This window comes from Aliisedimentitalea sp. MJ-SS2 (assembly GCF_032586155.1).
In the GTDB taxonomy this organism is placed as follows: domain Bacteria; phylum Pseudomonadota; class Alphaproteobacteria; order Rhodobacterales; family Rhodobacteraceae; genus JAWHTC01.
Genome location: NZ_JAWHTC010000002.1, coordinates 292,255 through 314,407, shown reverse-complemented (window position 1 = coordinate 314,407; position 22,153 = coordinate 292,255). Strand labels below are relative to the sequence as shown.

The window sequence follows — 22,153 nt, the reverse complement described above, 5'->3', positions numbered from 1 at the left end:
GGCTAAGAAATGCACGCCTATCGCAGCAACACCTGTGCCGATCTAAACAAAACCCACGTGGGTGAGACCGTCCGCCTGTCGGGCTGGGTGCATCGCGTGCGCGACCATGGCGGGCTGTTGTTCATCGACCTGCGTGATCATTATGGCGTGACCCAAGTGATGTGCGACCCGGACAGCCCGGTTTTCAACGAGGTGGAAAAGGTGCGCAGCGAATGGTGCATTCGCATCGACGGCAACGTCAAGGCGCGTGACGAGGACCTGGTGAACCCCAAGATCCCCACAGGTGAGATCGAAGTGTTCATCCGCGACTTGGAAGTTTTAGGCGCGGCCGAAGAGCTACCGCTGATGGTGTTCGGCGAGCAGGAATACCCGGAAGAAACGCGGCTGCGCTATCGCTATCTCGACCTGCGTCGCGAGAAAATGCAGCATCACATGAAGCTGCGCTCGGACATGGTCGCCAGCATCCGTCGCCGCATGTGGGACATTGATTTCCGCGAATACCAGACGCCGATCATCACCGCATCGAGCCCTGAGGGGGCACGCGACTTCCTGGTGCCGAGCCGCCTTCATCCTGGCAAGTTCTATGCGCTGCCGCAAGCGCCTCAGCAGTTCAAGCAGCTGATGATGGTGGCCGGGTTCGACAAGTATTTCCAGATCGCGCCGTGCTTCCGCGATGAAGACCCGCGCGCCGACCGCTCGCCGACCGATTTCTATCAACTCGACATGGAGATGTCCTTTGTCACCCAGCAGGACGTGTTCGACACGATCGAACCGGTGATGCGTGGCGTGTTCGAAGAGTTTGGTGGTGGCCGCAAGGTTGATCAGGAATGGGCGCAGATTTCCTATGCCGATGCTGCCAAATGGTATGGCACTGACAAGCCGGACCTTAGGAACCCGATCAAGATGCAAGATTGTTCCGAGCATTTCCGCGGCTCGGGTTTTGCGATCTTTGCCAAGCTTCTGGAGCAGGCGGGCACCGAGGTGCGCGCCATCCCGGCACCTGGAGGTGGCAGTCGTAAATTCTGCGACCGGATGAATGCTTTCGCCCAGAAAGAGGGCCTGCCGGGGATGGGCTACATCTTCTGGCGCGAGAAAACCGCCGATGCGGTGGCCCAAGAGATGGGGATCACTGTGAAAGAGGCCGCGGCCAAGCTGAAATCCGGCGAGGTCGAAGGCGGCATGGAAGCGGCCGGGCCGCTGGCCAAGAACATTGGACCCGAGCGCACCGAGGCGATCCGCCAGCAACTGGACCTGAAGGTTGGTGATGCGGCTTTCTTCCTGGGCGGTAAACCCAAGGCATTCGAGCCGGTGGCGGGCAAGGCCCGTACTGTGATTGGTGACGAGCTTGGCCTGACCGAGCAGGACCGGTTTGCCTTTGCCTGGATCGTGGATTTCCCGATCTTCCAGCTGGACGAAGAACATGGCGGACTTGATTTCGACCACAACCCGTTTTCGATGCCGCAGGGTGGGCTGGATGCCCTTCTTGGGGACCCGCTGCATGTAAAGGGCTATCAATACGATCTGGCCTGTAACGGTTACGAGCTGGTCAGTGGCGCGATTCGGAACCACCAGCCGGAAATCATGTTCAAAGCGTTCGAGCTGGCCGGCTATGGCGAGGACGAGGTCAACAAGCGCTTTGGTGGCATGGTCAACGCCTTCAAATACGGCGCGCCGCCGCACGGCGGCTGTGCTGCCGGGATCGACCGGATGGTGATGCTTCTGGCGGATGAAACCTCGATCCGCGAGGTTATCATGTTCCCGATGAACCAGCAGGCGCAGGATCTGATGATGAACGCGCCCAACGAGGCCAGCCCGGAACAGTTGATGGAACTTGGCCTGCGGGTCGTCGAAAGCGACTGACGCAACGCGGGTATTCTCAAGTCTGCTGAATTGCCGGCGTCATTCCATAAACGAATGGCGTCCCGGGTTTGAAGGATAATTTATGCGAGCTCTGTTCGCATAAGTTTTGCTAAACGACAGGGACTTGAAACAGGGTATCAAAACCCTCCGGGATCAAGTGCGCCAACATAGCCGGCAGTCTGATCAGCGACATTGGTTGTCCCGTCGTTAAGGGTGCTGTAGACGGCAGCAGTCAGGCCGACTACGCCGGCGCACAGCACGACCCAATCCACGGTCACCGCGCCTTTGTCTTCGCTGACGAAGCGTTCAAAAAAACGTTCCACTGTTTCGACCTCTGTAATCGTTGCGCTCTACTGCCTTGACGCAACCTGCCGTGCAAATGTGGCAGGATTGGGCAAAGGAACGGGCGGTTTTTAGTTTTTAACCCGGCGTAAACTTGGTGGAACAAACACGGGAAAGGCGAAAGCACGCCTTCTGGCATCCTCAGATCGCCACACGGGTTGCCAGCCGATCCTGAACCAGCCCGGCAAGCCGGGCGACGTCGGAGCGGGAGGCGCGGTTGTGGCTGCAGGAACGCGCAAGAGCAATGGCGGCGCCTTCGAGCTGGTTATCATCGGCGCTGCGGGCGATGCCCCCGAGGAACTGGGCCAGGTAATCGAGGACGTCGCGATCATGGCCGTCGCCCAGCATTTCAGCGGCATGGGCAAGATCGTCACGCAGCGCTATAGGATCGGGTTTGACCAAGTCTTCGTTCATCATGCGCGGGCCGGTGGGCTGGCGATCGGCAGGCAGGTGCGACAGGATGGTTTCTTGGAACAGGGCAAGGCTGGAGAGCGGTTTCGCCAAAAAACTGTCGGCTCCGGCTTCAAGTGCGAGCTGCTCAGTATTGTCGTCCCCGCTCATCCCCAGGATGACACCGACCCGAGGATGTGCCGCGGCCAACTCGGCAATCAGCTCGGTGCCGGAGCCGTCGGGCAGACCAAGGTCGATGATCATCACCGAGGGACGATAGACCTGCAGATGCCGCCGCGCCGAGGCCAGGCAGTCGGCCCGGCGGATTCGGGCACCCGAACGCAGGCACAAAAGGCGCACCGCCTCGCAGGTAAATCGACTGTCCTCGACGACCAGGACGGTCAGGCCCAGAAGCGGGCGGGCGGCAGTTGGGTGGCGGCGCGGGGCCATCAGGTCGAGGTCATCCATATCGTGCATCCTTGGGGCTGGGTTTCCGGGTTGGCGACTCAAGGATTACGCAGGCGTGCCTAATGCGAAGTTAACAGGGCGCTGGGAGCGCGTGTGAGTGCTTGCGAAAGCCGTGGCAGACCCGCATAAGGGCGCCTGAGCGAGCGCAGATGAAGACCATAAGGAGCTTTTTGCATGATTGGACGCCTCAACCACGTCGCCATCGCGGTACCCGATCTGGACGCCGCGTCCGAGCAATACCGTAGCGCGTTGGGCGCCAAGGTGAACCCGCCGCAGGACGAGCCGGATCATGGCGTGACCGTCGTGTTCATCGAGCTGCCCAACACCAAGATCGAGCTGCTCTACCCGCTGGGAGAGAACTCGCCGATCCAAGGGTTCCTGGACAAGAACCCGTCGGGTGGCATCCATCACGTGTGCTATGAGGTTGAAGATATCATCGCCGCCCGAGATCACCTGAAGGAAAGCGGCGCGCGAGTACTGGGCACAGGAGAACCCAAGATCGGGGCCCATGGCAAGCCGGTGCTGTTCCTGCATCCCAAGGATTTCAATGGCTGTCTTGTGGAGCTGGAGCAGGTCTGATGAGCATCACCTCGGCTATCGTTCTCTATGTCGTGTTGTGGTTCCTGACCTTCCTGATCGTGATCCCGATCCGGCTGAAGACCCAAGGCGATGTCGGCGAGATCGTGCCGGGGACGATGGCCGGCTCGCCACATGAGCATAACCTGAAGAAAAAGGCGATCATCACCACGGTGGTGGCCGCCATCATCTGGGGTATCATCGCCTATATCATCATCAACGGCGTCATTACCGTGCGCGATATCGACTGGTTCAACCGGATGGGTCCGCCCGCGTCCTGACATGGGTTGCTCGCCAGCCCCGAGTCCCATTTCGCGAGGCCGCCTGAAAAGGCGCAAGAGCCAATCAGCTGCGGTTCAGCCCGTGGAAGATATGGGTGAAAGTGGCCGCGCCCAGAATAGGGATCACCAGGTTCAGGATCGGTACGACCAGGGGAAGCGCCATCAGGACGCCGGCTGCCCAGATCGTGGGAAGGTGCTGACTGCGCAGTTCCCTGGCAGCCTCGCGACCGATGCGGCGCATCGCGGCCAGTTGGAAGTATTCGCGCCCCAGTAGGAAACCGTTCAGCCCGAAGAAGATGAAGGGCGAGGCCGGAGGGATGAAAACGTAAAGTACGAAGGCCACTGTATTGGCAGCGATCAGAATGCCAAGAAAGCTCACCGTGTCACGCAGCGCGTCGAAGAACGGCACACGCGGTTTCGATGGCAACGTCGGATAGTGCCGGTCCTCGACCGCCTGAGCGACATCGTCGAGAAACATCGAGGTGATCGCCGAGGCGACAGGAATCATCAAAAAGAAGCTGAGCACCAGCATGAAGATCGCCGAGGAGAATGACAGCAGGTCGCCGACCCATTCGACCCGGCCCAGCACGTCTAAATAGGCGTCGGGACCGGCGAGGTAATCGACCAGCCACAACAGCGCGGCATAGGCCGCCACCAGAAGGGCGATGGTCAGCGCGATGCCCAGCCACAGCACCCGGCGGAAGCGGCGGTCGCCGATCTGGCCAATGGCGCGCAGGAAGCTGGTGAGGATCAGGTCGAGAGCCATGTGGTGATGCTTTCCATGTCGGGGCGGGGGCGTTCGGGCGGGATGCGGGTTTCGGTCGCGATATGGATGTATCCGGCGACGGATTCGTTTTCGGCGAGGCCAAACGCTTCTTCGGTGAAGCTGCGGTTATGGGCAGGAAACCCGGAAAGCCAATTGGCACCCCAGCCCGAAGCCAGCGCGGCATTTAACAGCGCCAGGCAGACAGCGCCGGTGGAATAGGTTTGCTCGATCGCGGGCAGGGCCTTGGTTTCGCGACGCACCTCGATAACGGCAACCGCCAGGTGGCCTTGGTCGAATTGCTGGCGCTGCTTTTCGATCTTTTCATCCGGAAGACCAGCGGCGCGGGCGTGTTTCTCGGTCAGGTCGGCCAAGCGCGCCATGGCGCCGGTTTCGATCACGATGAAACGCCAGGGTTCCAGTTTGCCATGGTCCGGCGTGCGGGCGGCTGCGGTGAGGATCGGCGCAAGCTCTTCCCGGGACGGTGCGGGGGCTTGCAGGGTTTTGGCCGGGCGGGAGCGACGAGTGAGCAGGAAGTCAAGCGCGGCTTGGTTTGGTGTGGGCATGGGCGGTCTCCTTTTCGTTGCTGACTAGTTGTGCTCCCGACACGCGTGGGTCAAGGGCAGGAATGGGGGCCAGCCCCCACACCCCCGGGATATTTGTGGCAAGAGGAAGAGGTGGGTTGGTTATGTACCAAGAAGCTCGGTGGCCATGTCGGTGATCACCTCGGAAAAGAAGGCCTGCTGGCGGGTGTTGGGTTGGCGCTGGGCGACTACCTCGGCCATCGGGTCCGGGGCGGCACGGGATGAGCCGGAGAGTTGTTCCATAACGGCATGGCCACAGAACGGTACGTAAGCCTCGGAATAGCCGCCTTCGTGGACGAGGACGAGCTTGCCGTCGCAGGTCTCGTCAGCGACCTCCATCATCTTGGCTGTCATCTGGCGGAACGTTTCGGCGGTGCAGAGCATGTGGGCCAGCGGATCAAACGTACAGGCGTCAAAGCCGCATGCAACGATGATCACGTCCGGGGCGAAGTCTTGCAGCGCGGGGGTTACCAGGCGGTCGATGGTTTCGAGATAGGTGTTATGGCCCGCGCCCGGCGGCAGGGGGATGTTCATGTTGTAACCCGCGCCCGCACCGGTGCCGCGGTCGGTGATGTCGCCGGTGTCGGTGGGGTAATTGTGTTCCTCGTGCACCGAAATGGTCAGTACGTCGTCACGGTCATAGAAGATCGCTTCGGTGCCGTTGCCATGGTGCACGTCCCAGTCGACAACGGCAAAGCGGGAGGCCTGACCGCTGGCGATGGCAGCCTCGATGGCGATGGCGATGTTGTTCAGCAGGCAAAAACCATTGGGCCAGTCGGGTAGGCAATGGTGTCCGGGCGGGCGCGACAGCGAATAAGCGTTGTCGAGCGTGCCGTCGAGCACTTGGGCCAGGGCCTCCTTGGCGAGACCGGCCGATAGCGCGGCGATCTCAAAACCCCCGCGCAGAAACGGGGTGCGCAGGCCGAGCTCTCCACCGCCGGCGTCGGAGGTTTCCTTGAATTTCGTGAGGAAGCTTTCGGGATGCACACGTGCCAGATCGCCCCAGGTGGCGGGTGTGGCGGATTGCATCGCAAGCTCCTGGTCGATGCCGCTGACCGACATCAGGTTCTTGAGGCGGCGCTTGGTTTCCGGGTTTTCCGGCAGGCCTCCGGCGGCCAGTGGTTGCACGAAATCACCCAGCGGCAGGGTTAGCGCATAGGCGCCGCCGCCGTGCCAGAAGCATTTCTCGTCCCAGAAAAAGCCGGTTGTCATGGTGGTCCCCCTTGTCGATTCCCCGCGCTTGGGATTAGCGCGTGGATACCGATGGATTGCAACACCTTGGCTGAACCGGATAGCCAGGGGCATGGCCATTGACGATCTCAAATTGCTCGCCCGACCAGGCGCCGAGATTGCCGTGCGGGTGACACCCAAGGCATCGCGCAACCGGGTCGCGATTGACGAGGAAGGCGCCGTCCGGGTCTACGTCACCGTGCTACCCGAGGAGGGCAAGGCCAATGCAGCGGTGCAAAAGCTGTTGGCCAGGGCGTTGGGGGTCGCGAAATCGCAATTGATGTTGGTGCGGGGGCAGACAGCGCGGGATAAGGTGTTCCGGGTCGAGGGATAGTGGATTTAAGAGTCGCGAAGGCGGAATTTGGCGTGAAGCGGACGTGGGCTAAACAGAGCCCACTCTCGACGTCCGCTTCAGGCCGGCAACTAACCTTGCATCCCGCCGATCTAAAAACCCCGCTCGGTATAGGCCCTACGCCTCGGGCGCCAGCGTGTAGACCCCTTCGGGCAAATCCAGCGCGGCGCCGAGATCGCGGAGCTGGCTCATCGACAGAGTGATTTTCTGGGTCTCGCCGGTGCGGGGATCGAACTGTTCGACCGTGACGCATTCGGTAAAGGCGTTGACGATGACATCTTCCAGAAGAGGCGTGTTGCCTTCATCCACAAGGGTAATCACCGTGGCGTCGAATTCGTGCTCAATGCTAAACATGACAACAGCATAATCCGCCGATTTCCGCTGGCAACCGTCACCTTGCCGTGAGGGGGCTGGTTTGTGCGGGTCTTGGTGCTATTTTGGACCGCAGAGCGTTGAATAAGGCGGAGTGACAGGACAAGTGAAACCACGCGCAATTTGGCCGGTTTTGGCCGCAGTGTTCCTGTCGGGTTGCATCAGTACGACGGCGACGCCTGTTGTTAAGGCACCACAACAGGCAAGTTCCACGACGACTTCGGCAAAGGTTTCGGCGCAGAAAGCGGCAAAGCAATTCGTGAGCGTTGTGCAGACGGTCGAGCCGGTGGCCGAACGCGAATGCCGGGCCCGCGTGCCGCGTGCCAATTGCGATTTCCAGATCGTCATCGACGAGGCCCCGGGCAAGGCACCCAATGCCTATCAGACGCTGGACAAGAACGGACGGCCTGTGATCGCCTTCAATCTTGCGCTGATCGCGGCGGTGCGCAACGCAGATGAACTTGCCTTCGTCATGGGCCATGAGACCGCGCATCACGTTGCCGGACACATAGACCGCCAGCAGAAAAACGCCGCGGCCGGTGCGGTGATTTTTGCCGGGCTGGCGGTTTTGACCGGGGCCGACCCCAACGCGGTGCAAAGCGCGCAGGAACTGGGCGCGGCGGTGGGTGCGCGCAGCTATTCCAAGGAATTCGAGCTGGAGGCTGATGCTCTGGGTACGATCATCACCAAAAAGGCAGGATACAACCCGCTTGTTGGCGCGGAGTTTTTTACCCGCATTCCCGATCCGGGCAACCGGTTCCTGGGAACCCACCCGCCGAACGCGGCCCGGATTGAAACCGTGCGCCGTGTAAACTCACAGATTTGAAGCAGGTCTGATCAGCCGCCTGGAAAACCGAAAACAATGGGAACCTCGCATTGAGAAAAGAGCGGTCATTCACGAGCGTCCTGCTGTGCGCCACGGCCACGGTGGCAATTCCGCCTTGGTGGTCCTGACCATGCTGCAGTTGGAAAATGTGGTGTTCGACCGGGGATCGAAATACGCGGTTTCGGGCGGCTCAGCCTGCAGCCGAGGCGAGGTGGACGCCTTTCTCAAAGTCCTGAAGAAGAGCAAGAAATTCGCCAAGGCAACGCATAACACCTGGGCAGTTCTGTTGGCTGATGGGACGCCGATCAAAGGTGACGATGGAGAAAGCGGCGCTGGCATGGTCATTGTCCGAATGCTTGAGCGCGCGGACCTGCGCAATCATGTCATCGTTGTAACCCGCTGGTATGGTGGAACAAAACTGGGCGGAGATCGATTTCGCCGGGTTCAGGACTGCGTACGCGCCTACCTCGACGCGCTGGGCACAGCGCCGGATTGATCTTGGTCAATGCGATTCGTGGTGATCCCGGATAGCCTGAAGAGGTTGACGGAGGGATGTGACGTGAGGCCATTGGGAGAAACCCGGCGGCATTACTGGTTGGTTCAACGGATGGCCGGCAAGAGCGGCTTGGACTTGGCCCGTGCCAGTGCCCGCGGTGATTTGGATCAGGAAACCTGGGCAGAAGTGGTGCAGCGCTGTCGCGGCTGTGTCTGGACCGAAGGATGCGAGCGGTTTCTGAAAGAGGGGCACAAGCGCGGGTTTGAATGGCCCGAGAAATGCCGCAACCGCCTGAGCCTTGCCACCTTGCGGGCATTTGAAGAGATGGACAATGATCATGAGATCCAATGAGATACCACTGGGTGACCCGGCAACGCATTTCTGGCTGACGCGGTCAGCGGCACGCGCCATGGGGGTGAACCTGAGCGAGGCGATGGCGACCGGGCAGCTCACGCCGAGGGACTACAGCGAAATGGTCACCAATTGCCGTGCCTGCCACATGGTAGAAGGTTGTCAGCACTGGCTGGCCACCGAGGCTGTAACCCGTTGCAAAGCCTACGAATCCTGTCTCAACAAGGGGCTGTTGGAGCGGTTGCAGGACGAGGTGCTGGGCCTGCACAAGGTTCCGGCCTGAGCGACTTGCCTTGAAGAGTGTTTGCGACCATCCTTCCCGCAAGACTTGGGGAGGGCGGAAATGCTCTATTTCTTTCGACGGTTGAAGGACCGGATCATCTGGAGTTCGCGCGGGGTGATGCGCACCTGGCAGAGCGAGCATTCGTTCCGCTCCTGGGTCTGGGCCAACCTGGTGTCGGCGTCACTGGCCTTTGTCCTGCCGATTTCCCTTTCTGAACGGGCCCTTATCCTGTCGCTGGGCGTGCTGGTGATGGCCTTCGAGCTGATCAACACCGCCATTGAACACACCGTCGATTACATCTCGGAAGAGATCCACCCGATGGCCGAAAAGGCCAAGGACGCGGCCAGCGCCGGCGTGTTCCTGTCCTCGCTCGCCGCCGGGGTCGCCTGGCTGGTGGTGCTGAGCCAGTTCATCCTTCCTTGAGGTTAATGAATCGCCGTTTGAGCCAAAAACCCGATGTATGGACTCCGTCTGCTACCTGTCGGGTATCTGTCGGGCGTTCGGTGTCTTAAGGATTTCACGCGCCGAAAGGTTTCTCCGGCGCGCGGTGGGTTTGGGTTTCGAAAACCTCAGAGCTTGGAATGGGACCCGTCGCACAGCGGCTGTTTGGCCGAATGCTTGCAGCCGCAGAAGAACACCTTCTTGCTGGCTGGGGCGGTGTATTTCACCGGGCTGAATTCGGTGTCCTTGTGGCTGCCATCGCAAAAGGGCTGTTTCTTGGACTTGCCACAGGCGCACCAGAAATAGTTTTTGCCTTCCTCGACCTCGACGGCATAGGGGGCTTTCTGGGCGATCTCGGGGGTGTCGGTCATGGGTCTGCTTTCCTGTTCGTCGCGTGGGGTCGGGCGAGAGTGACGCGGTGTGGCAAGGAGGTCAACCAATCGGGTCGTGCGGGGGCGCAGACGGTGCGTGCAAGCGCGCACCCTACGGTGGCCGGGCGTCAAACGCCCTCGACGATGACCACGTGGCCGGTCGAGCAGGTGCGGCGCAGCTCTTTCAACGGCGCATAGGCGTCCGAGGTGAACAGGGCGCGGGCGCTGTCCATATCCGGAAACTCAAAGAGCACGATCCGGGTGGGCTGCCAGTCGCCTTCTAGAACCTCATGCGCGCCGCCGCGGGCGAGGTATTTGCCACCCATCCGTTCGACCAGCGGCTTCACCTGTTTCATGAACTCGCCGTAGGGTCCCGGGTCGTGGATTTCGACATCATAGATCAAAGCGTTTCGGAATTAACCTGAGACACAGGTTGGTTTCGAAACGCCCACAACATCAACAGGGTCCGCGCGTTTCGCGAAAAACCCGTGATTCAGGTTTGTCGCGAAACGCTTTAGATAGGCGGGCATGGGCTTCTCCTTTGGTTGAGGGAAGCGTATCATAACGGTGTTACAGGGAGACGCATTTCGAAAAACTCTTTTGAGGGGAGGGTCACATGATGATTGCACGCAGGTTGTTTCTGGCGGTTCCGTTCCTGTTGGCCGCGCCGGTTCTGGCGCAGGACATTCCGGCGGATATCTCCGGAACCTACAAGGTAGAGGGGCGCAACCCGGACGGGTCGGCCTATAATGGGCAATTGACGGTTCAGGAAAGCACCGGCGGCGCGGTGGCCTTTGCCTGGATCGTGGCGAAGCAGAGCTATGCCGGGGTTGGTGTGCGCGATGGCCGGGTGGTGACAGTGGACTGGGGCGCGGACACGCCGGTGGTTTACGTTGTGATGCCCGGGGGGGAGTTGCATGGGACATGGGCCGGAGGGACGGCGTTGGAGCGGGCGCGGAAGTGAGGCTTGTACGAAGCGTTTTCGCGACCATTAGGAGGTTTTGGGTGAGTCTTCTATCTGCCGCGAAATCATCATGCCGTCATAGCTGAGAACCGAACCAAGTTGCGGCGGAGGGCCGATGTGCTCGGCCCAAACCACCGTGAAGTTACCTCCGATACCGTCCACTAAAGCCCAGTGATACGGTGTGTTCCCCATTCCGATGACGTTCATTTCATAGTCTTTTATTCGACCGGCGCCACCAACCGAATTGTCATACCCATCTGCCGTTTCAAATAACCCAAAGGGAATGAAAGAAGGTATGCCATATTGTACTTCGCTGTCTTGGCTATCAAAAAAGTCTTTGTCGGTTTCGAAGATTTCGGTTCCGTGGGAGAAGATCACGAGATCGGCTGTAGTTTCGATCGTGTGAGTTCGTTTTCTATGTTTTGGAGCCCAAAGTCTCGCCAAGGCTTTGCCTGCAGGAGATGGTGCGTAGTGGGGTAAATTGATGAAGTGTGCGCCTGACCGGGTGGCGGTTTCTCCATTTTCCAGGATGTCGATTGCGGCGTAACTCTCAAAAGCACCGTAAGGTAGCTCTGGCCCGACCGAGGGAGCAACTTTGGATACAAATGGAGGCTCGCCCCGGGAAAAGAACGGGTTCATTGTTAGGAACTCGCCGTCATTATCGAAATACATCCAGATTTCGCTGCCGGAAGGATCGCGAAGCATTGCCGAATGGCCGTACGCGGTCTTCGTGACTACAGTTTCGGGATTGTCATAAAAATTTTCGGCCAGCGAAGTGAAGTTTTCCTCGGTCAGAGGAATGCCGATAAGAAGGAAATTTGTCGTCACTGCGAATACCTTTCTCACAAATCATACTCCCCCGCCGCATCAACTTCAACGCGAACCCGATTTTCGAGCACATACCCGGCGGTACCGCCGGGCAGCGCCCGACCCGCCCCCCACGGGGCGGGCGCTTCTGAGAGGGAGTGTGCGGTTTGAGGGTGGCGCGTGTTGCGGCGTGGCGCCAAGAGTTGAGGCGCCCCGGCGGGTCGGGCGCTGCCCTTGGTCTCAGCCGGGAAGGCGGCCCCAGAGGTCGTATTCTCCGGCCTCGTCCACCTCGACGCTGACGATCTCGCCAATCGACAACCCCTCGGTGCCCTCGTCAATGAACAGGTTGCCGTCGATCTCTGGCGCGTCCGCCTTGGTGCGGCAGGTGGCGATGCCGTCCTCATCAATGTCGTCGATGATCACGTCCACGGCCTGACCGACCTTGGCGGCGAGCTTGGCCTCGGAGATGGCCTGGGCCTTTTCCATGAAGCGTTCCCAGCGCTCCTGTTTGAGTTCGGGGGCGACATGGTCGGGCAGCGCGTTGGAGGCCGCGCCGTCGACGTTTTCGTATTGAAAACAACCAACGCGGTCGAGCCGGGCCTCATCCAGCCAGTCGAGCAGGGTTTGGAATTCGGCGTCCGTCTCGCCCGGATAGCCGACGATGAAGGTTGAGCGCAGGGTGATGTCGGGGCAGATGCTGCGCCATTCGTTGATGCGATCGAGTGTGCGTTCGGCATGGGCAGGCCGCGCCATGCGTTTCAGCGTATCGGGATGGGCGTGTTGGAACGGCACGTCGAGGTAGGGCAGGATCAGCCCCTCGGCCATCAGCGGGATCAGCTCGCGCACATGCGGGTAGGGGTAGACATAATGCAGTCTTGTCCAGGCTCCCAGTTGGCCCAGTTCGCGGGCCAGCGCGGTGATCGGTTGTTCGCCCGTGGGGCGGTCGGTGCGGGGCCAGTCGATGCCGTAGGCAGAGGTGTCCTGGCTGATGACGAGGAGTTCGCGGACGCCGTTTTCGACCAGCTTCTCGGCCTCGCGCAGCACCGCCTTGTGGGGGCGGGAGGCGAGCCGCCCGCGCATGTCGGGGATGATGCAGAACTTGCAATGGTGGTTACAGCCTTCGGAGATTTTCAAGTAACTGTAATGGCGCGGGGTGAGTTTGACACCCGATGCCGGCAAGAGGTCGACAAAGGGATCGGGGCTGGGCGGGACCACGTCATGCACGGCATCGAGCACCTGTTCATATTGATGCGGGCCGGTGACGGCGAGGATTTTTGGGTGATGCTCGCGGATATAGTCGGGTTCGGCCCCCAGACAGCCGGTGACGATGACCTTGCCGTTTTCCTTCAGCGCCTCGCCGATGGCGTCGAGGGATTCCGCCTTGGCGCTGTCGAGAAAGCCGCAGGTGTTGACGATGACGGCGTCGGCACCCTGGTAGTCGGGCGAGATGCCATAGCCCTCGGCGCGCAGGCGGGTGAGGATGCGTTCGCTGTCGACCAGCGCCTTGGGACAGCCGAGCGAGACCATGCCTATGGTGGGCTGGTTGACGCGCTTGTCCTCGCGGATGGAGGCGTTGGCGAGGTCGGGGCGGAGGCTGGGCGGGTTGGTCATGGGCTGGGCGTATAGCGGGCCGGGAGCGCCGGGGAAAGGGGCGAGATCAGAAGTCGAACCGGTCAAGGAAGGGCGCATAGGCCTGATTGCGGGCCCAAAAGGCGCGGGGGAAGGAGGCTTCAAACCGGGCGCGGGTCATGTTTGGGTTCTCACCCAGCAGGATCTGCATTTCCTTGTCGGCTTCGTCTGTCCGCCCGGCAGAAAGAAGCGACAAGACCAGCGTGCGGCGTATCCAGGTGGCCCCAGGGTTTTCGCGCAGGGCGCGTCGGGCGCATTCAACCCCTTCGTCGGCTCTGCCCATCTGGCGCAGAGCGGAACCACGCGCGACTTGTGCGCTGAAACGAAAAGGGTCGAGCGGCGAAAGCATTTCAGCCTTTTCAAGCGCCTCGAGCGCCTGTTCGTTGCGATGGGCGTAGACATGGCACCAACCGCGCCGCAACCAGCCCCAGGCATTGTTAGGGTCGATTTCCAGGGCGCGGTCTATGAACTTCTCGCTCAATTCCAGATCAAGTGCGGAGAAGGCCAGGGCGGCGCCTATGGCGACCAAGGTCGGCGCGTGGGCGTCGGCATGGTTGGCGGCGTGCAGGGCCAGTTCGACGGCCCGGTCATGGTCCTTGTTCGGTGTTTTCGACCACATGTAGGTGGGCAAATGGGCAACCGCCCATGCCTTGTAAGCCAGAGCCGGAGCGAAATCCGGCTGACGGTCGATGGCGGCATCAAGCAGGCCAATTGCCTTGTCTATCGTGTCGCGGCGGCTGGCCCAGAAATGTGGTAGGGCGGTTAGCGTAAGTTCATAAGCCGAGCGGTCTTGTGGAGGGGTCGTTTTGGCGCGTTCAATCTCGGCGTCGCGCAGGCTTGGTGAGATTTGCCCGGCAACCTGGGCCGCGATCCGGTCCTGAAGGTCAAAGAGATCGTCGAGCCGGTCATCGAAGCGTTCCGACCACAGAGTGTGGGAGTCGCTGCCGCGGACAAGCTGAACCGAAATGCGGACCCGCTCGCCTGCGCGGCGTATCGTGCCTTCGACGACATAGTCGGCGCCCAGCCGGGCAGCGGCTTCCGGGACGCCGATGCTTTCGCTGCGCAACGCAAACGCGGATTGGCGGGCGATGACGTGGAATTCGTGCACTCGAGACAGCGTACCGGTGACTTCCTCCACAACCCCATCGGCAAACATGTCATCTTCGTCCGCGCTAAGTTCGTCAAAGGGCAGGACGGCGAGCGATGGGCGCATTCTTTGCGGCGCGTCAGGTGTGGGTGGGGACGGGGTCTCTCGATCTTGAGTGGCGCGGAAAGCCCTGAGCCAGTCTTCGAACCCTTCCGACGGGAGATCGAACCCTTGAAGCAATTCGTTGGGGCCGGATTTGTCGACGTGGACCCGGTTCTCGTCCAACCAGATGGTGTGACGGTTGGCGTTGAGAATACCGTCGGGCAAGGTGCGGCGCAGCACCGACAGTTCCTGCCGGAGCGAGGCGCGAGCCTGATCGTCTGCCCGGTCAGACCATAGCAGGTCGGCAACGAAACCGCGTTCGGCGCGCATTCCCGGTTGTTGCGAGAGAAAGGCAAGCAGTGCCCGGCCGCGTAGCGACATATGGTCAAGATTTCCACCCTGTTCCAGATGGGCGCGAAACGGGCCGGACAGAGACAGAATGAGGCGGTTGGAGGGCATGGGACCTTCTGATGAATTGCGATTTGCCGGTTACTTGATGCCATGTCGGCGTGTTTTTACGGAAGTGTTGCACAAGGAGGGCGATTTTTCACGAGCGATTTTGCGGTTGTTTTGCGGGTGTTTTGCGGTGCGGTGCCAAGGTTTGAGCATCGAGAACGAAACATCCTATCTGGAGGATATCAGATGCAGATCAAAACCGAGAACACCCGCACCGTTAATGAAACGTCCTTTGCGCCGACGGCCTGGATTGTTGGATTTCTCGCTTGGTTGGTTGAGTGCGACAGGCGGTATCGCGAGGCGCACAAGCTGCGTAATCTGCCTGATGAGCGATTGCAGGACATGGGCATGACCCGCAGTGACGCAAAAAACGCCTATCGACGCTGAACGTGCAAGGGGCCACGCAGAATCCAAGTGCGGAAAACGGCGGGTTCTTGCGCGAGGCGGCGGCGGCAATTACTTGTATTGAAGCAAAATCCGCATTGCCCATTCGAGCAAGGAGGCCAAAATGCGTTGGATTTTTCGAGTTGCGGTGATTTTGGCCTTGGTCGTTGTGCTGTTGGGCGCGGTGGTTCTGATATTACCGGGCGAGCGGGTGGCCGCGGTGGCGTTGGATCAGATCCGGGCCGCGACCGGGCGTGATGTCCAACTGGAAGGCGATGTCGATCTGAAATATTTCCCGGTGCTGCGGGTACGCACGGGGCCGATCAACATTGCCAATGCCGACTGGTCCGACAGGGGCCCGATGTTGCAGGCCGAGGGGTTGCTCATCGGGGTCGAGACGCGGCCGCTTTTCAGCGGGCAGATCAGGATCAAGACGCTCGAGTTGGACCGGCCGGAATTGTTGCTGGAGCGGCATGACGACGGCCGGGTCAACTGGGAGATCGAGGCCGGCTCTGGCGGATCGGGCGGGCGTCAGTTTGCCGTGGGTCTGGACCAGTTCGTGATGCGTGACGGACGGGTTCTGATTCTTGATCACGGTCGCAAGACTCGGCAGTCCTTTGAACGGGTTGAGGTGAAGCTGAGGGCACCGGATTTGCAGGGACGGGCCGAGCTTGACGTCGGTTTTCGGGCCGAGGGCCATGAAGGGGGGGCAGCGACTCTGACTGCCGAAGTGGCGGCCTTGATGCCGTTTCTTGACGGGGTGGTTGTGCCGCTGACCTTCGGGATCGAGGCGGAAAAGGGTAGGTTCGAATTTACCGGGCGGGCCAATACCCGGGGCGATGCCGAGGGTGACGTGGCGGTAAACCTGCCGTCGAGCGCGGCTTTCGCCGGGGCCGTGGGGTTGCCGCGGATGTCGCCCCCCCGGGGGTTGGGGCAGACGATCAAGGCCAGCGGCAAGTTGGTTCTCACCGAGGGCGAGGCGCTGGCCCTGCGGCAGATTGATCTGGCGCTGGATCACAACGAGCTGAATATCGACGTCGATATCGATTTGTCGGCCAAGCGCCCCTATGCCACCGCACGGGTGCGCGCCGGGACTCTGGACTTTTCGGCATTGTCCGGCGGCAGCGGCGGCGGCCAGGCCGCAACCACTTGGTCTGACGAGCCGCTGGATGCCGGGGCGCTGGGCCAGTTCAACGGGCAGGCGCGGCTGACTGCGGGTGCGATTGATTTCGGATCGCTGAAGCTTGGCAAAAGCGAAGTGATGTTGAATCTCGAGCGCAGTCGGGCGGTGTTCACGCTTGTCGACGTAGCAGCCCATCGCGGGACACTGGGCGGCGAGTTCGTGATCAACAACCGCGGTGGGCTGTCGGTTGGGGGCAAGTTGACCATGACAGGGGTCGAGGCCCGGGACCTGCTGCGCGACAGCGCCAAGATCAAGGCCGTGTCAGGCAAGAGCGACGGGCATTTGAATTTCCTGGGTGTCGGCGGGTCGATTGCCAAGATCATGAAAAGCCTCAAGGGAGATGGCAGTATCCGGATCGTGGACGGGTTGTTCGAAGGGATTAGCCTGGACCGGGTGATGCTGAAGCAGGATGGCGGCCGATCGACCCCGTTCGATAGTCTTACCGCCGGGTTCACATTGATCGGGGGCAATCTGCAGAATCGCGATCTGACATTGGTGATGGAGGATATCGAGGCTCGGGGCGAAGGGCGCGTCGGGATCGGGGCAATGGACATTGACTACCTGTTCACGCCGGTTGCTCTGAGAGCGCGTGGCGGTCAGGGGGTTGCCGTTCCGGTGCGCATTCGCGGCCCGTGGAGCGACGTGAAGGTAATGCCGGACCTGCGCTCGGTGATCACGTTGAATTTCAAGGAAGAGATCAAAGCCGCCGAGAAAAAGATCGAGGATGCGGTGCGCGAGCGGGTCGAGCAGGAGACGGGCGTTGTCGTGGAAGAGGGGCAGAGCCTTGAGGATGCGCTTAAGGAAAAAGCCGAAGACGAGTTGAAGAAAGGGCTGCTCAAGCTACTGGATTAATGCGGGTGTTCGGGGCGTTGGGTTTTGTCGAAGCGGGCGCGGATTCTGTTTTGAGTGGACAAACGAAGATGCGCAGCGCTGCCACCAGGGCGTGGGCGGGTGAACGCATATCGGTGCGAAGCGCGTTGACCCCATGCGGGTGCAGCTTGGCTAATCACCCCGTCAGACCACAAAATGCCAAGTTCCAACCATAAGTGAGCGGCGCCGCCAATTCGGGCTGGTGTCAGGCATGGGCTTTTGCCGTGGCTTGGGGCATTCTAAGTTGATGGGAAATATGATTGGCAAAGGTGATCATGCGGGTTTTTGACGGGCACAACGACGTATTACTGAAACTGCGTAAGGCCGGGGGACGGCCCGCCTTGAAGCTGTTCCATCAGGGCCGGGATGGGCATATCGACCTGCTGCGCGCGGTGGCGGGCGGTTTCGCCGGTGGGTTCTTTGCCATTTTCGTGCCCAGCCCAATGGACCTTGCGACCATGAAGGCTGAGATGGCTCAGCCGGAATACGACCTGGCCCTGCCCGATCCGATCCCGCATGAACAGGCCTTGCCGGTGGTGATGGAAATGGTGGCTCTGTTGATGCAGCTTGAAGCCGAGGGCGCCTTGCGCATCTGTCGTAGCGTGGCCGAGATTCGCGCTGCCATGGCCGAGGGCGAGATCGCGGCGGTGATGCATATCGAAGGCGCCGAGGCGATAGATCCGGCGTTCCACGCCCTGGATGTGCTCTATGCTGCCGGGCTGCGCTCGCTTGGGCCGGTTTGGAGCCGGTCAACGGTTTTCGGCCACGGGGTGCCGTTCAAATACCCGTCCACCGGTGACATTGGGCCGGGGTTGACCCGCGATGGCAAACGGCTGGTGGCGCGCTGTGACGAGATAGGGATCGTGATCGACCTCAGTCACCTGAACGAGGCTGGGTTCTGGGATGTGGCCGGGATAAGTTCCAAGCCGCTGATCGCCACCCATTCCAATGCCCACGCGCTATGCCCGCAGGCGCGCAACTTGACGGATGCGCAACTGGATGCGGTTGGCGCGTCGGGCGGCATGGTGGGGTTGAATTTCGCCACTGGGTTCCTGCGCCCGGATGGGCAGATGGTGCCGCAGGCGCCGGTTGAGCTGATGCTGGATCACCTTGATCACATGATCGAGCGCATGGGCGAGGATCATGTCGGGCTGGGTTCGGATTTCGATGGTGCCGTGGTGCCAGAGGGGATCAAGGATGCCTCCGGGTTGCCGGTGTTGATCGAGGCGATGCGCGGGCGCGGCTATTCCGAGGAAAAAATCACCAAGCTGGCGCATGAAAACTGGCTTCGGGTGCTTGGAGTGATTTGGGGCGGCTGAGGCTTGACGGAATCGGATTTTCGTTTGCACACTAACGTTAACGGCGTTGGAGGGTGCAAAAATGAGCAAGCTGGTCATTCGCAATATCGGTCTGATCCTGTCGGGCAAGATGGAAGAGCCGATTCTCGACGGCGATTGCGTTATTGCAGAGGATGGCCGGATCACCAGTATCGGCTATGAGAAGGACTTGAATTGCGAAGGGGCCGAGACCGAAGTAGACGCCCATGGCATCACCATCGCGCCCGGCCTGATCGACAGCCATGTCCACCCGGTGGTTGGTGACTACACTCCACGCCAGCAACAGTTGCACTGGATCGACAGCACCCTGCATGGCGGGGTGACGACGCTGATTTCCGCCGGTGAGGTGCATATGCCGGGGCGGCCCAAGGACGTGGTCGGCCTCAAGGCGATGGCGATCGCCGCACAGCGCTGGTACGAGAACTTTCGTCCCACTGGCATGAAGGTCATGGCCGGGGCGCCGGTGATCGAACACGGCATGGTCGAGCAGGATTTCAAGGACATGGCTGATGCCGGGGTGAAACTGTTGGGCGAGGTCGGTCTCGGCACCGTCAAGGACGGCAAGACCGCGAAGCAGATGGTTGATTGGGCCCGTAAATACGGCATCCAGTCGACGATCCATACCGGTGGCCCGTCGATCCCCGGGTCGGGCCTGATTGATGCCGACATGGTGCTGGAAACCGGAACGGATGTGATTGGCCATATTAATGGCGGCCATTCGGCGCTGCCCGATGATCAGATCATGTGCCTGTGTGAAAGCTGCACCGCTGGGCTCGAGATTGTGCATAACGGCAATGAACGTGCCGCGCTTCTGACGCTCAATACTGCGCGCGAACTTAAGCAGATGGACCGGATTATCCTCGGCACCGACGGGCCAGCGGGCTCGGGTGTGCAGCCGCTGGGCATCCTGCGGATGGTGGCGATGCTGGCCTCGCTTGGCAATGTGAAGGCCGAAGTCGCCTTCTGCTTTGCCAATGGCAACACGGCGCGGCAACGGGATCTGGAGCAGGGGATCATGGAAGTGGGCCGACCCGCCGATTTCGCGTTGATGGATCAGGCCCAGCATGCGCCTGGCAAGGACATCCTTGAATCGGTCGAGTTGGGCAACCTGCCGGGGGTCGGCATGACGGTGATCGACGGTGCGGTCCGCTCGCTCCGGTCGCGCAATACGCCGCCGGCGACACGCTTGCCGGAACTGGTGCGCGGGGTTGTGGCCGCCTGAGCCGGAAATTTCCTCGACGACGGCGCGGGGTTCGGGCGTGGGACGCTTCGCGGAGAGTATTTGCTCCAAGAAAGAGAGGCTTGCCCATGGTCTCTTTCTTGGAGCAAATACTCAAACTCCGACGGGGCCGCAGGCGTCCGCTTTTATGTCAAAGCCTTCGCCGCTGACCACCCCGCCGCGCGTCAGCGCGGCACCACCAGATACCATGCGGTGGCCCGAGCGAAGCGAGGGCCACCCGGGCGGCGCCGTCAGGCGGCGCAATACCTCGCTATCGCAAGTTCTCCGGTAGCCATGTCGCCAATGCCGGGAAGGCGATCAGCACGAAGACCATCACCACCATGATCAGGAACATCGGGATCGCGGCGCGGGCGATATAGCCCATTTCGTGATGGGTCATTCCCTGCAGCACGAACAGGTTGAACCCGATCGGCGGGGTGATCTGAGCCATTTCCACCACCACGACGATGAAGATGCCGAACCAGATCAGGTCGATTCCGGCGTTGATCACCACCGGTTCCAGGACCGCCATGGTCAGCACCACGGTTGAAATACCGTCCAGGAAACACCCGAGGATGATGTAGAACACCAGAAGAACCATCAGCAGGCCAAAGCGTGACAGTTCCCAGCTTGCGATCAGCTCGGCCAATTCGCGCGGCAGGCCGGTCTTGGCCATGGCGAACTTCAGGAAGGCTGATCCGGCCAGGATCAGCGCGATCATCGCCGAGGTGCGCACCGCGCCGATGGTGGCGGCGGTAAAGGTTTCCCGCGTCAGCGAGCCTTGTACGGTGGCCAGGATGAAGGCCCCGATCACACCGATGGCAGCGGCCTCGGTCGGGGTGGCAAAGCCCATATACATCGAGCCGATCACGGTCAGAACCAGCAGAACCACCGGGATCAGGAAGCGCGAGTTCTTCAGCTTGTCGACAAAAGACATGCCGGTTTCCTGGTCCGGGTTCCATTTCGATGACAGGAAGGAGAACCCGGCCACATAGGCCATGAACATCGCCGCCAGAACCAGGCCGGGCAGGATGCCGGCAAAGAACAGCTTGATGATCGAGACATTGTCGATGGTCACGCCATAGACGATCAGCGTCAGCGATGGCGGGATCATCAGGCCCAGCGTCGCCGCCCCGGCAAGTGTGCCGATGGTCATCGTTTCTGGGTAGTTACGTTTACGCAGTTCCGGGATCGACATCTTGCCCACGGTGGTCAGCGTCGCCGCGGAAGAACCCGATACTGCGGCAAAGATGGTGCAGCCGACGATATTGGCATGCACCAGCCCGCCGGGCATACGGGCCATCCACGGCGACAGCCCCTTGAACATGTCCTCGGACAATCGCGTTCGGAATAATATTTCTCCCATCCAGATGAACATTGGCAGGGCCGCCAATTCCCAGGATTTCGAGACCGACCAGATCTGGCTGACCATGTCCTGGCCGATGGTGCTCGAATTGGAAAACAGTTCAAGCGCGACCCAAGAGACGCCCATCATTGAGATGCCAACCCAGACACCCGAGCCGAGCAGGAGGAAGAGAACCGCGAGGAAGATGAGAACGAGAAGGAAATAGTCCATGGTTCAGACCTCCTGTGTTGGTTCGATGGCATCGTGGTTGATGCGGTTCTTGCCGGTAAAGATCAGGTGCAGAAGGTTATCGGTCAGCGCAATGGCCAGAAGTACGCCGCCGATCACCATGACCGATTGAGGGATCCACAGCATGGTGGCGTCTTCGGATTGCGAGACTTCCTTGAATTTCCAGGACCAATAAACGAACTGGCGCGCGTGCAGCACGAAATACCACATCGTTACCGCGGCAACACCAAAGCACCAGATGTCCACGAAGCGGCGCATCCTTGGGCCGACGGCATTCAGCAGCAGGGAGACCCGGATATGGCTGCCACGGTTGAGCGCGGCGGCAAAGCCGAAGAACGAGGCCGCAGCCATGCAATAGGCGGCGTATTCCGGCGCGCCGGGAAAGATGGCAGAGGACCAGCGGGCCAGCATCTGCATCACGATCAACACCAGGATGGCGATCATGCAGAGCGCAGCGATCAGCTCTGAAAGTTTGTAGAGAAAATCCAATCCGGACCTGAGCGTACGCAAGGCTGCCATTGGTCGTCCCCCCCAA

Annotated in this window: 27 protein-coding genes; 14 read left to right on the top strand and 13 right to left on the bottom strand. The window is 60.7% G+C overall.

Annotation, left to right across the window (positions count from 1 at the left end):
* Positions 1–9 precede the first annotated feature (9 nt).
* Positions 10–1,860: an aspartate--tRNA ligase gene (gene aspS / locus RXV86_RS08030; protein ID WP_316298984.1), complete on the top strand. Its 1,851-nt coding sequence runs from the start codon at positions 10–12 to the stop codon at positions 1,858–1,860.
* Positions 1,861–1,997: 137 nt separating this feature from the next.
* Here aspS and RXV86_RS08025 read toward each other — a convergent pair whose 3' ends face one another.
* Together RXV86_RS08025 and RXV86_RS08020 are read right to left on the bottom strand one after the other, a co-directional pair.
* Positions 1,998–2,183, bottom strand: coding sequence for a hypothetical protein (locus RXV86_RS08025; protein WP_316298983.1), 186 nt, complete (start codon positions 2,181–2,183; stop codon positions 1,998–2,000).
* A 160-nt stretch (positions 2,184–2,343) separates the two neighbouring features.
* Positions 2,344–3,060, bottom strand: coding sequence for a response regulator (locus RXV86_RS08020; RefSeq protein WP_316298982.1), 717 nt, complete (start codon positions 3,058–3,060; stop codon positions 2,344–2,346).
* Positions 3,061–3,234: 174 nt separating this feature from the next.
* On the opposite strand from RXV86_RS08020, the gene mce reads away from it, so the two are divergent.
* Both mce and RXV86_RS08010 read left to right on the top strand, forming a co-directional pair.
* Positions 3,235–3,639: a methylmalonyl-CoA epimerase gene (gene mce / locus RXV86_RS08015; RefSeq protein ID WP_316298981.1), complete on the top strand. Its 405-nt coding sequence runs from the start codon at positions 3,235–3,237 to the stop codon at positions 3,637–3,639.
* Complete coding sequence (locus tag RXV86_RS08010; protein ID WP_316298980.1) at positions 3,639–3,917, top strand: DUF1467 family protein; 279 nt, start codon at positions 3,639–3,641, stop codon at positions 3,915–3,917. Before mce ends, RXV86_RS08010 begins: the two co-directional genes overlap by 1 nt.
* 64 nt (positions 3,918–3,981) lie before the next feature.
* On the opposite strand, the gene RXV86_RS08005 is transcribed toward RXV86_RS08010, so the two are convergent.
* The 3 genes from RXV86_RS08005 to RXV86_RS07995 all read right to left on the bottom strand — a co-directional run bounded on the left by RXV86_RS08005 (position 3,982) and on the right by RXV86_RS07995 (position 6,476).
* Complete coding sequence (locus RXV86_RS08005; RefSeq protein WP_316298979.1) at positions 3,982–4,683, bottom strand: EI24 domain-containing protein; 702 nt, start codon at positions 4,681–4,683, stop codon at positions 3,982–3,984.
* Positions 4,668–5,246: a nitroreductase gene (locus RXV86_RS08000; protein WP_316298978.1), complete on the bottom strand. Its 579-nt coding sequence runs from the start codon at positions 5,244–5,246 to the stop codon at positions 4,668–4,670. Before RXV86_RS08000 ends, RXV86_RS08005 begins: the two co-directional genes overlap by 16 nt.
* Positions 5,247–5,366: 120 nt before the next feature.
* On the bottom strand, positions 5,367–6,476 hold the full coding sequence (locus tag RXV86_RS07995) for a class II histone deacetylase (protein ID WP_316298977.1): 1,110 nt from the start codon (positions 6,474–6,476) through the stop codon (positions 5,367–5,369).
* 91 nt (positions 6,477–6,567) lie between these two features.
* Between RXV86_RS07995 and RXV86_RS07990 the strand changes: the two genes are divergently transcribed.
* Positions 6,568–6,828: a DUF167 domain-containing protein gene (locus RXV86_RS07990; RefSeq protein ID WP_316298976.1), complete on the top strand. Its 261-nt coding sequence runs from the start codon at positions 6,568–6,570 to the stop codon at positions 6,826–6,828.
* A 135-nt stretch (positions 6,829–6,963) separates the two neighbouring features.
* Here RXV86_RS07990 and RXV86_RS07985 read toward each other — a convergent pair whose 3' ends face one another.
* Positions 6,964–7,200, bottom strand: coding sequence for a hypothetical protein (locus RXV86_RS07985; RefSeq protein ID WP_316298975.1), 237 nt, complete (start codon positions 7,198–7,200; stop codon positions 6,964–6,966).
* A 112-nt stretch (positions 7,201–7,312) separates the two neighbouring features.
* Between RXV86_RS07985 and RXV86_RS07980 the strand changes: the two genes are divergently transcribed.
* From RXV86_RS07980 to RXV86_RS07960, 5 genes are all read left to right on the top strand, one after another.
* Entirely contained in the window at positions 7,313–8,044 is a 732-nt protein-coding gene (locus tag RXV86_RS07980; RefSeq protein WP_316298974.1) for a M48 family metallopeptidase, read from the top strand.
* A gap of 130 nt (positions 8,045–8,174) precedes the next feature.
* The gene (locus RXV86_RS07975) at positions 8,175–8,540 is read left to right on the top strand and encodes a YigZ family protein (protein WP_316300203.1); all 366 of its coding nucleotides are present in this window, start codon (positions 8,175–8,177) and stop codon (positions 8,538–8,540) included.
* A 63-nt stretch (positions 8,541–8,603) separates the two neighbouring features.
* The gene (locus RXV86_RS07970) at positions 8,604–8,891 is read left to right on the top strand and encodes a DUF6455 family protein (protein WP_316298973.1); all 288 of its coding nucleotides are present in this window, start codon (positions 8,604–8,606) and stop codon (positions 8,889–8,891) included.
* Positions 8,872–9,174: a DUF6455 family protein gene (locus tag RXV86_RS07965; protein WP_316298972.1), complete on the top strand. Its 303-nt coding sequence runs from the start codon at positions 8,872–8,874 to the stop codon at positions 9,172–9,174. The genes RXV86_RS07970 and RXV86_RS07965 overlap by 20 nt, the downstream gene beginning before the upstream one ends.
* A 60-nt stretch (positions 9,175–9,234) precedes the next feature.
* Positions 9,235–9,597 carry a diacylglycerol kinase gene (locus RXV86_RS07960; RefSeq protein ID WP_316298971.1) on the top strand — a complete coding sequence of 121 codons (363 nt, stop codon included), beginning with the start codon at positions 9,235–9,237 and terminating at the stop codon, positions 9,595–9,597.
* 146 nt (positions 9,598–9,743) lie between these two features.
* Here RXV86_RS07960 and RXV86_RS07955 read toward each other — a convergent pair whose 3' ends face one another.
* On the bottom strand, positions 9,744–9,986 hold the full coding sequence (locus RXV86_RS07955; protein ID WP_316298970.1) for a CDGSH iron-sulfur domain-containing protein: 243 nt from the start codon (positions 9,984–9,986) through the stop codon (positions 9,744–9,746).
* 128 nt (positions 9,987–10,114) lie between these two features.
* Entirely contained in the window at positions 10,115–10,390 is a 276-nt protein-coding gene (locus RXV86_RS07950) for a DUF1330 domain-containing protein (RefSeq protein WP_316298969.1), read from the bottom strand.
* 212 nt (positions 10,391–10,602) lie between these two features.
* Between RXV86_RS07950 and RXV86_RS07945 the strand changes: the two genes are divergently transcribed.
* Positions 10,603–10,950, top strand: a complete 348-nt coding sequence (locus RXV86_RS07945) for a hypothetical protein (protein WP_316298968.1) — start codon at positions 10,603–10,605, stop codon at positions 10,948–10,950.
* 27 nt (positions 10,951–10,977) lie between these two features.
* Here the strand turns inward: RXV86_RS07945 and RXV86_RS07940 are convergent, their stop codons facing one another.
* The 3 genes from RXV86_RS07940 to RXV86_RS07930 form a co-directional block, all read right to left on the bottom strand.
* A complete protein-coding gene (locus tag RXV86_RS07940; protein WP_316298967.1) occupies positions 10,978–11,796 on the bottom strand; it encodes a hypothetical protein in 819 nt (272 codons plus the stop codon).
* 201 nt (positions 11,797–11,997) lie between these two features.
* Positions 11,998–13,368 (bottom strand): 30S ribosomal protein S12 methylthiotransferase RimO, encoded by a 1,371-nt coding sequence (gene rimO, locus RXV86_RS07935; RefSeq protein ID WP_316298966.1) that lies wholly within the window; start codon positions 13,366–13,368, stop codon positions 11,998–12,000.
* A 46-nt stretch (positions 13,369–13,414) separates the two neighbouring features.
* The gene (locus RXV86_RS07930) at positions 13,415–15,034 is read right to left on the bottom strand and encodes a hypothetical protein (RefSeq protein ID WP_316298965.1); all 1,620 of its coding nucleotides are present in this window, start codon (positions 15,032–15,034) and stop codon (positions 13,415–13,417) included.
* A gap of 183 nt (positions 15,035–15,217) precedes the next feature.
* Between RXV86_RS07930 and RXV86_RS07925 the strand changes: the two genes are divergently transcribed.
* From RXV86_RS07925 to RXV86_RS07910, 4 genes are all read left to right on the top strand, one after another.
* The gene (locus tag RXV86_RS07925; RefSeq protein WP_316298964.1) at positions 15,218–15,418 is read left to right on the top strand and encodes a hypothetical protein; all 201 of its coding nucleotides are present in this window, start codon (positions 15,218–15,220) and stop codon (positions 15,416–15,418) included.
* Positions 15,419–15,539: 121 nt separating this feature from the next.
* Positions 15,540–17,450, top strand: a complete 1,911-nt coding sequence (locus RXV86_RS07920; protein ID WP_316298963.1) for an AsmA family protein — start codon at positions 15,540–15,542, stop codon at positions 17,448–17,450.
* A gap of 287 nt (positions 17,451–17,737) precedes the next feature.
* Positions 17,738–18,787 carry a dipeptidase gene (locus tag RXV86_RS07915; RefSeq protein ID WP_316300201.1) on the top strand — a complete coding sequence of 350 codons (1,050 nt, stop codon included), beginning with the start codon at positions 17,738–17,740 and terminating at the stop codon, positions 18,785–18,787.
* A 61-nt stretch (positions 18,788–18,848) separates the two neighbouring features.
* A complete protein-coding gene (locus RXV86_RS07910) occupies positions 18,849–20,027 on the top strand; it encodes an amidohydrolase family protein (RefSeq protein WP_316298962.1) in 1,179 nt (392 codons plus the stop codon).
* A 268-nt stretch (positions 20,028–20,295) separates the two neighbouring features.
* Here the strand turns inward: RXV86_RS07910 and RXV86_RS07905 are convergent, their stop codons facing one another.
* Positions 20,296–21,600 (bottom strand): TRAP transporter large permease subunit, encoded by a 1,305-nt coding sequence (locus RXV86_RS07905; RefSeq protein WP_316298961.1) that lies wholly within the window; start codon positions 21,598–21,600, stop codon positions 20,296–20,298.
* Between the two features lie 3 nt (positions 21,601–21,603).
* Complete coding sequence (locus RXV86_RS07900; protein WP_316298960.1) at positions 21,604–22,137, bottom strand: TRAP transporter small permease subunit; 534 nt, start codon at positions 22,135–22,137, stop codon at positions 21,604–21,606.
* Positions 22,138–22,153 lie beyond the last annotated feature (16 nt).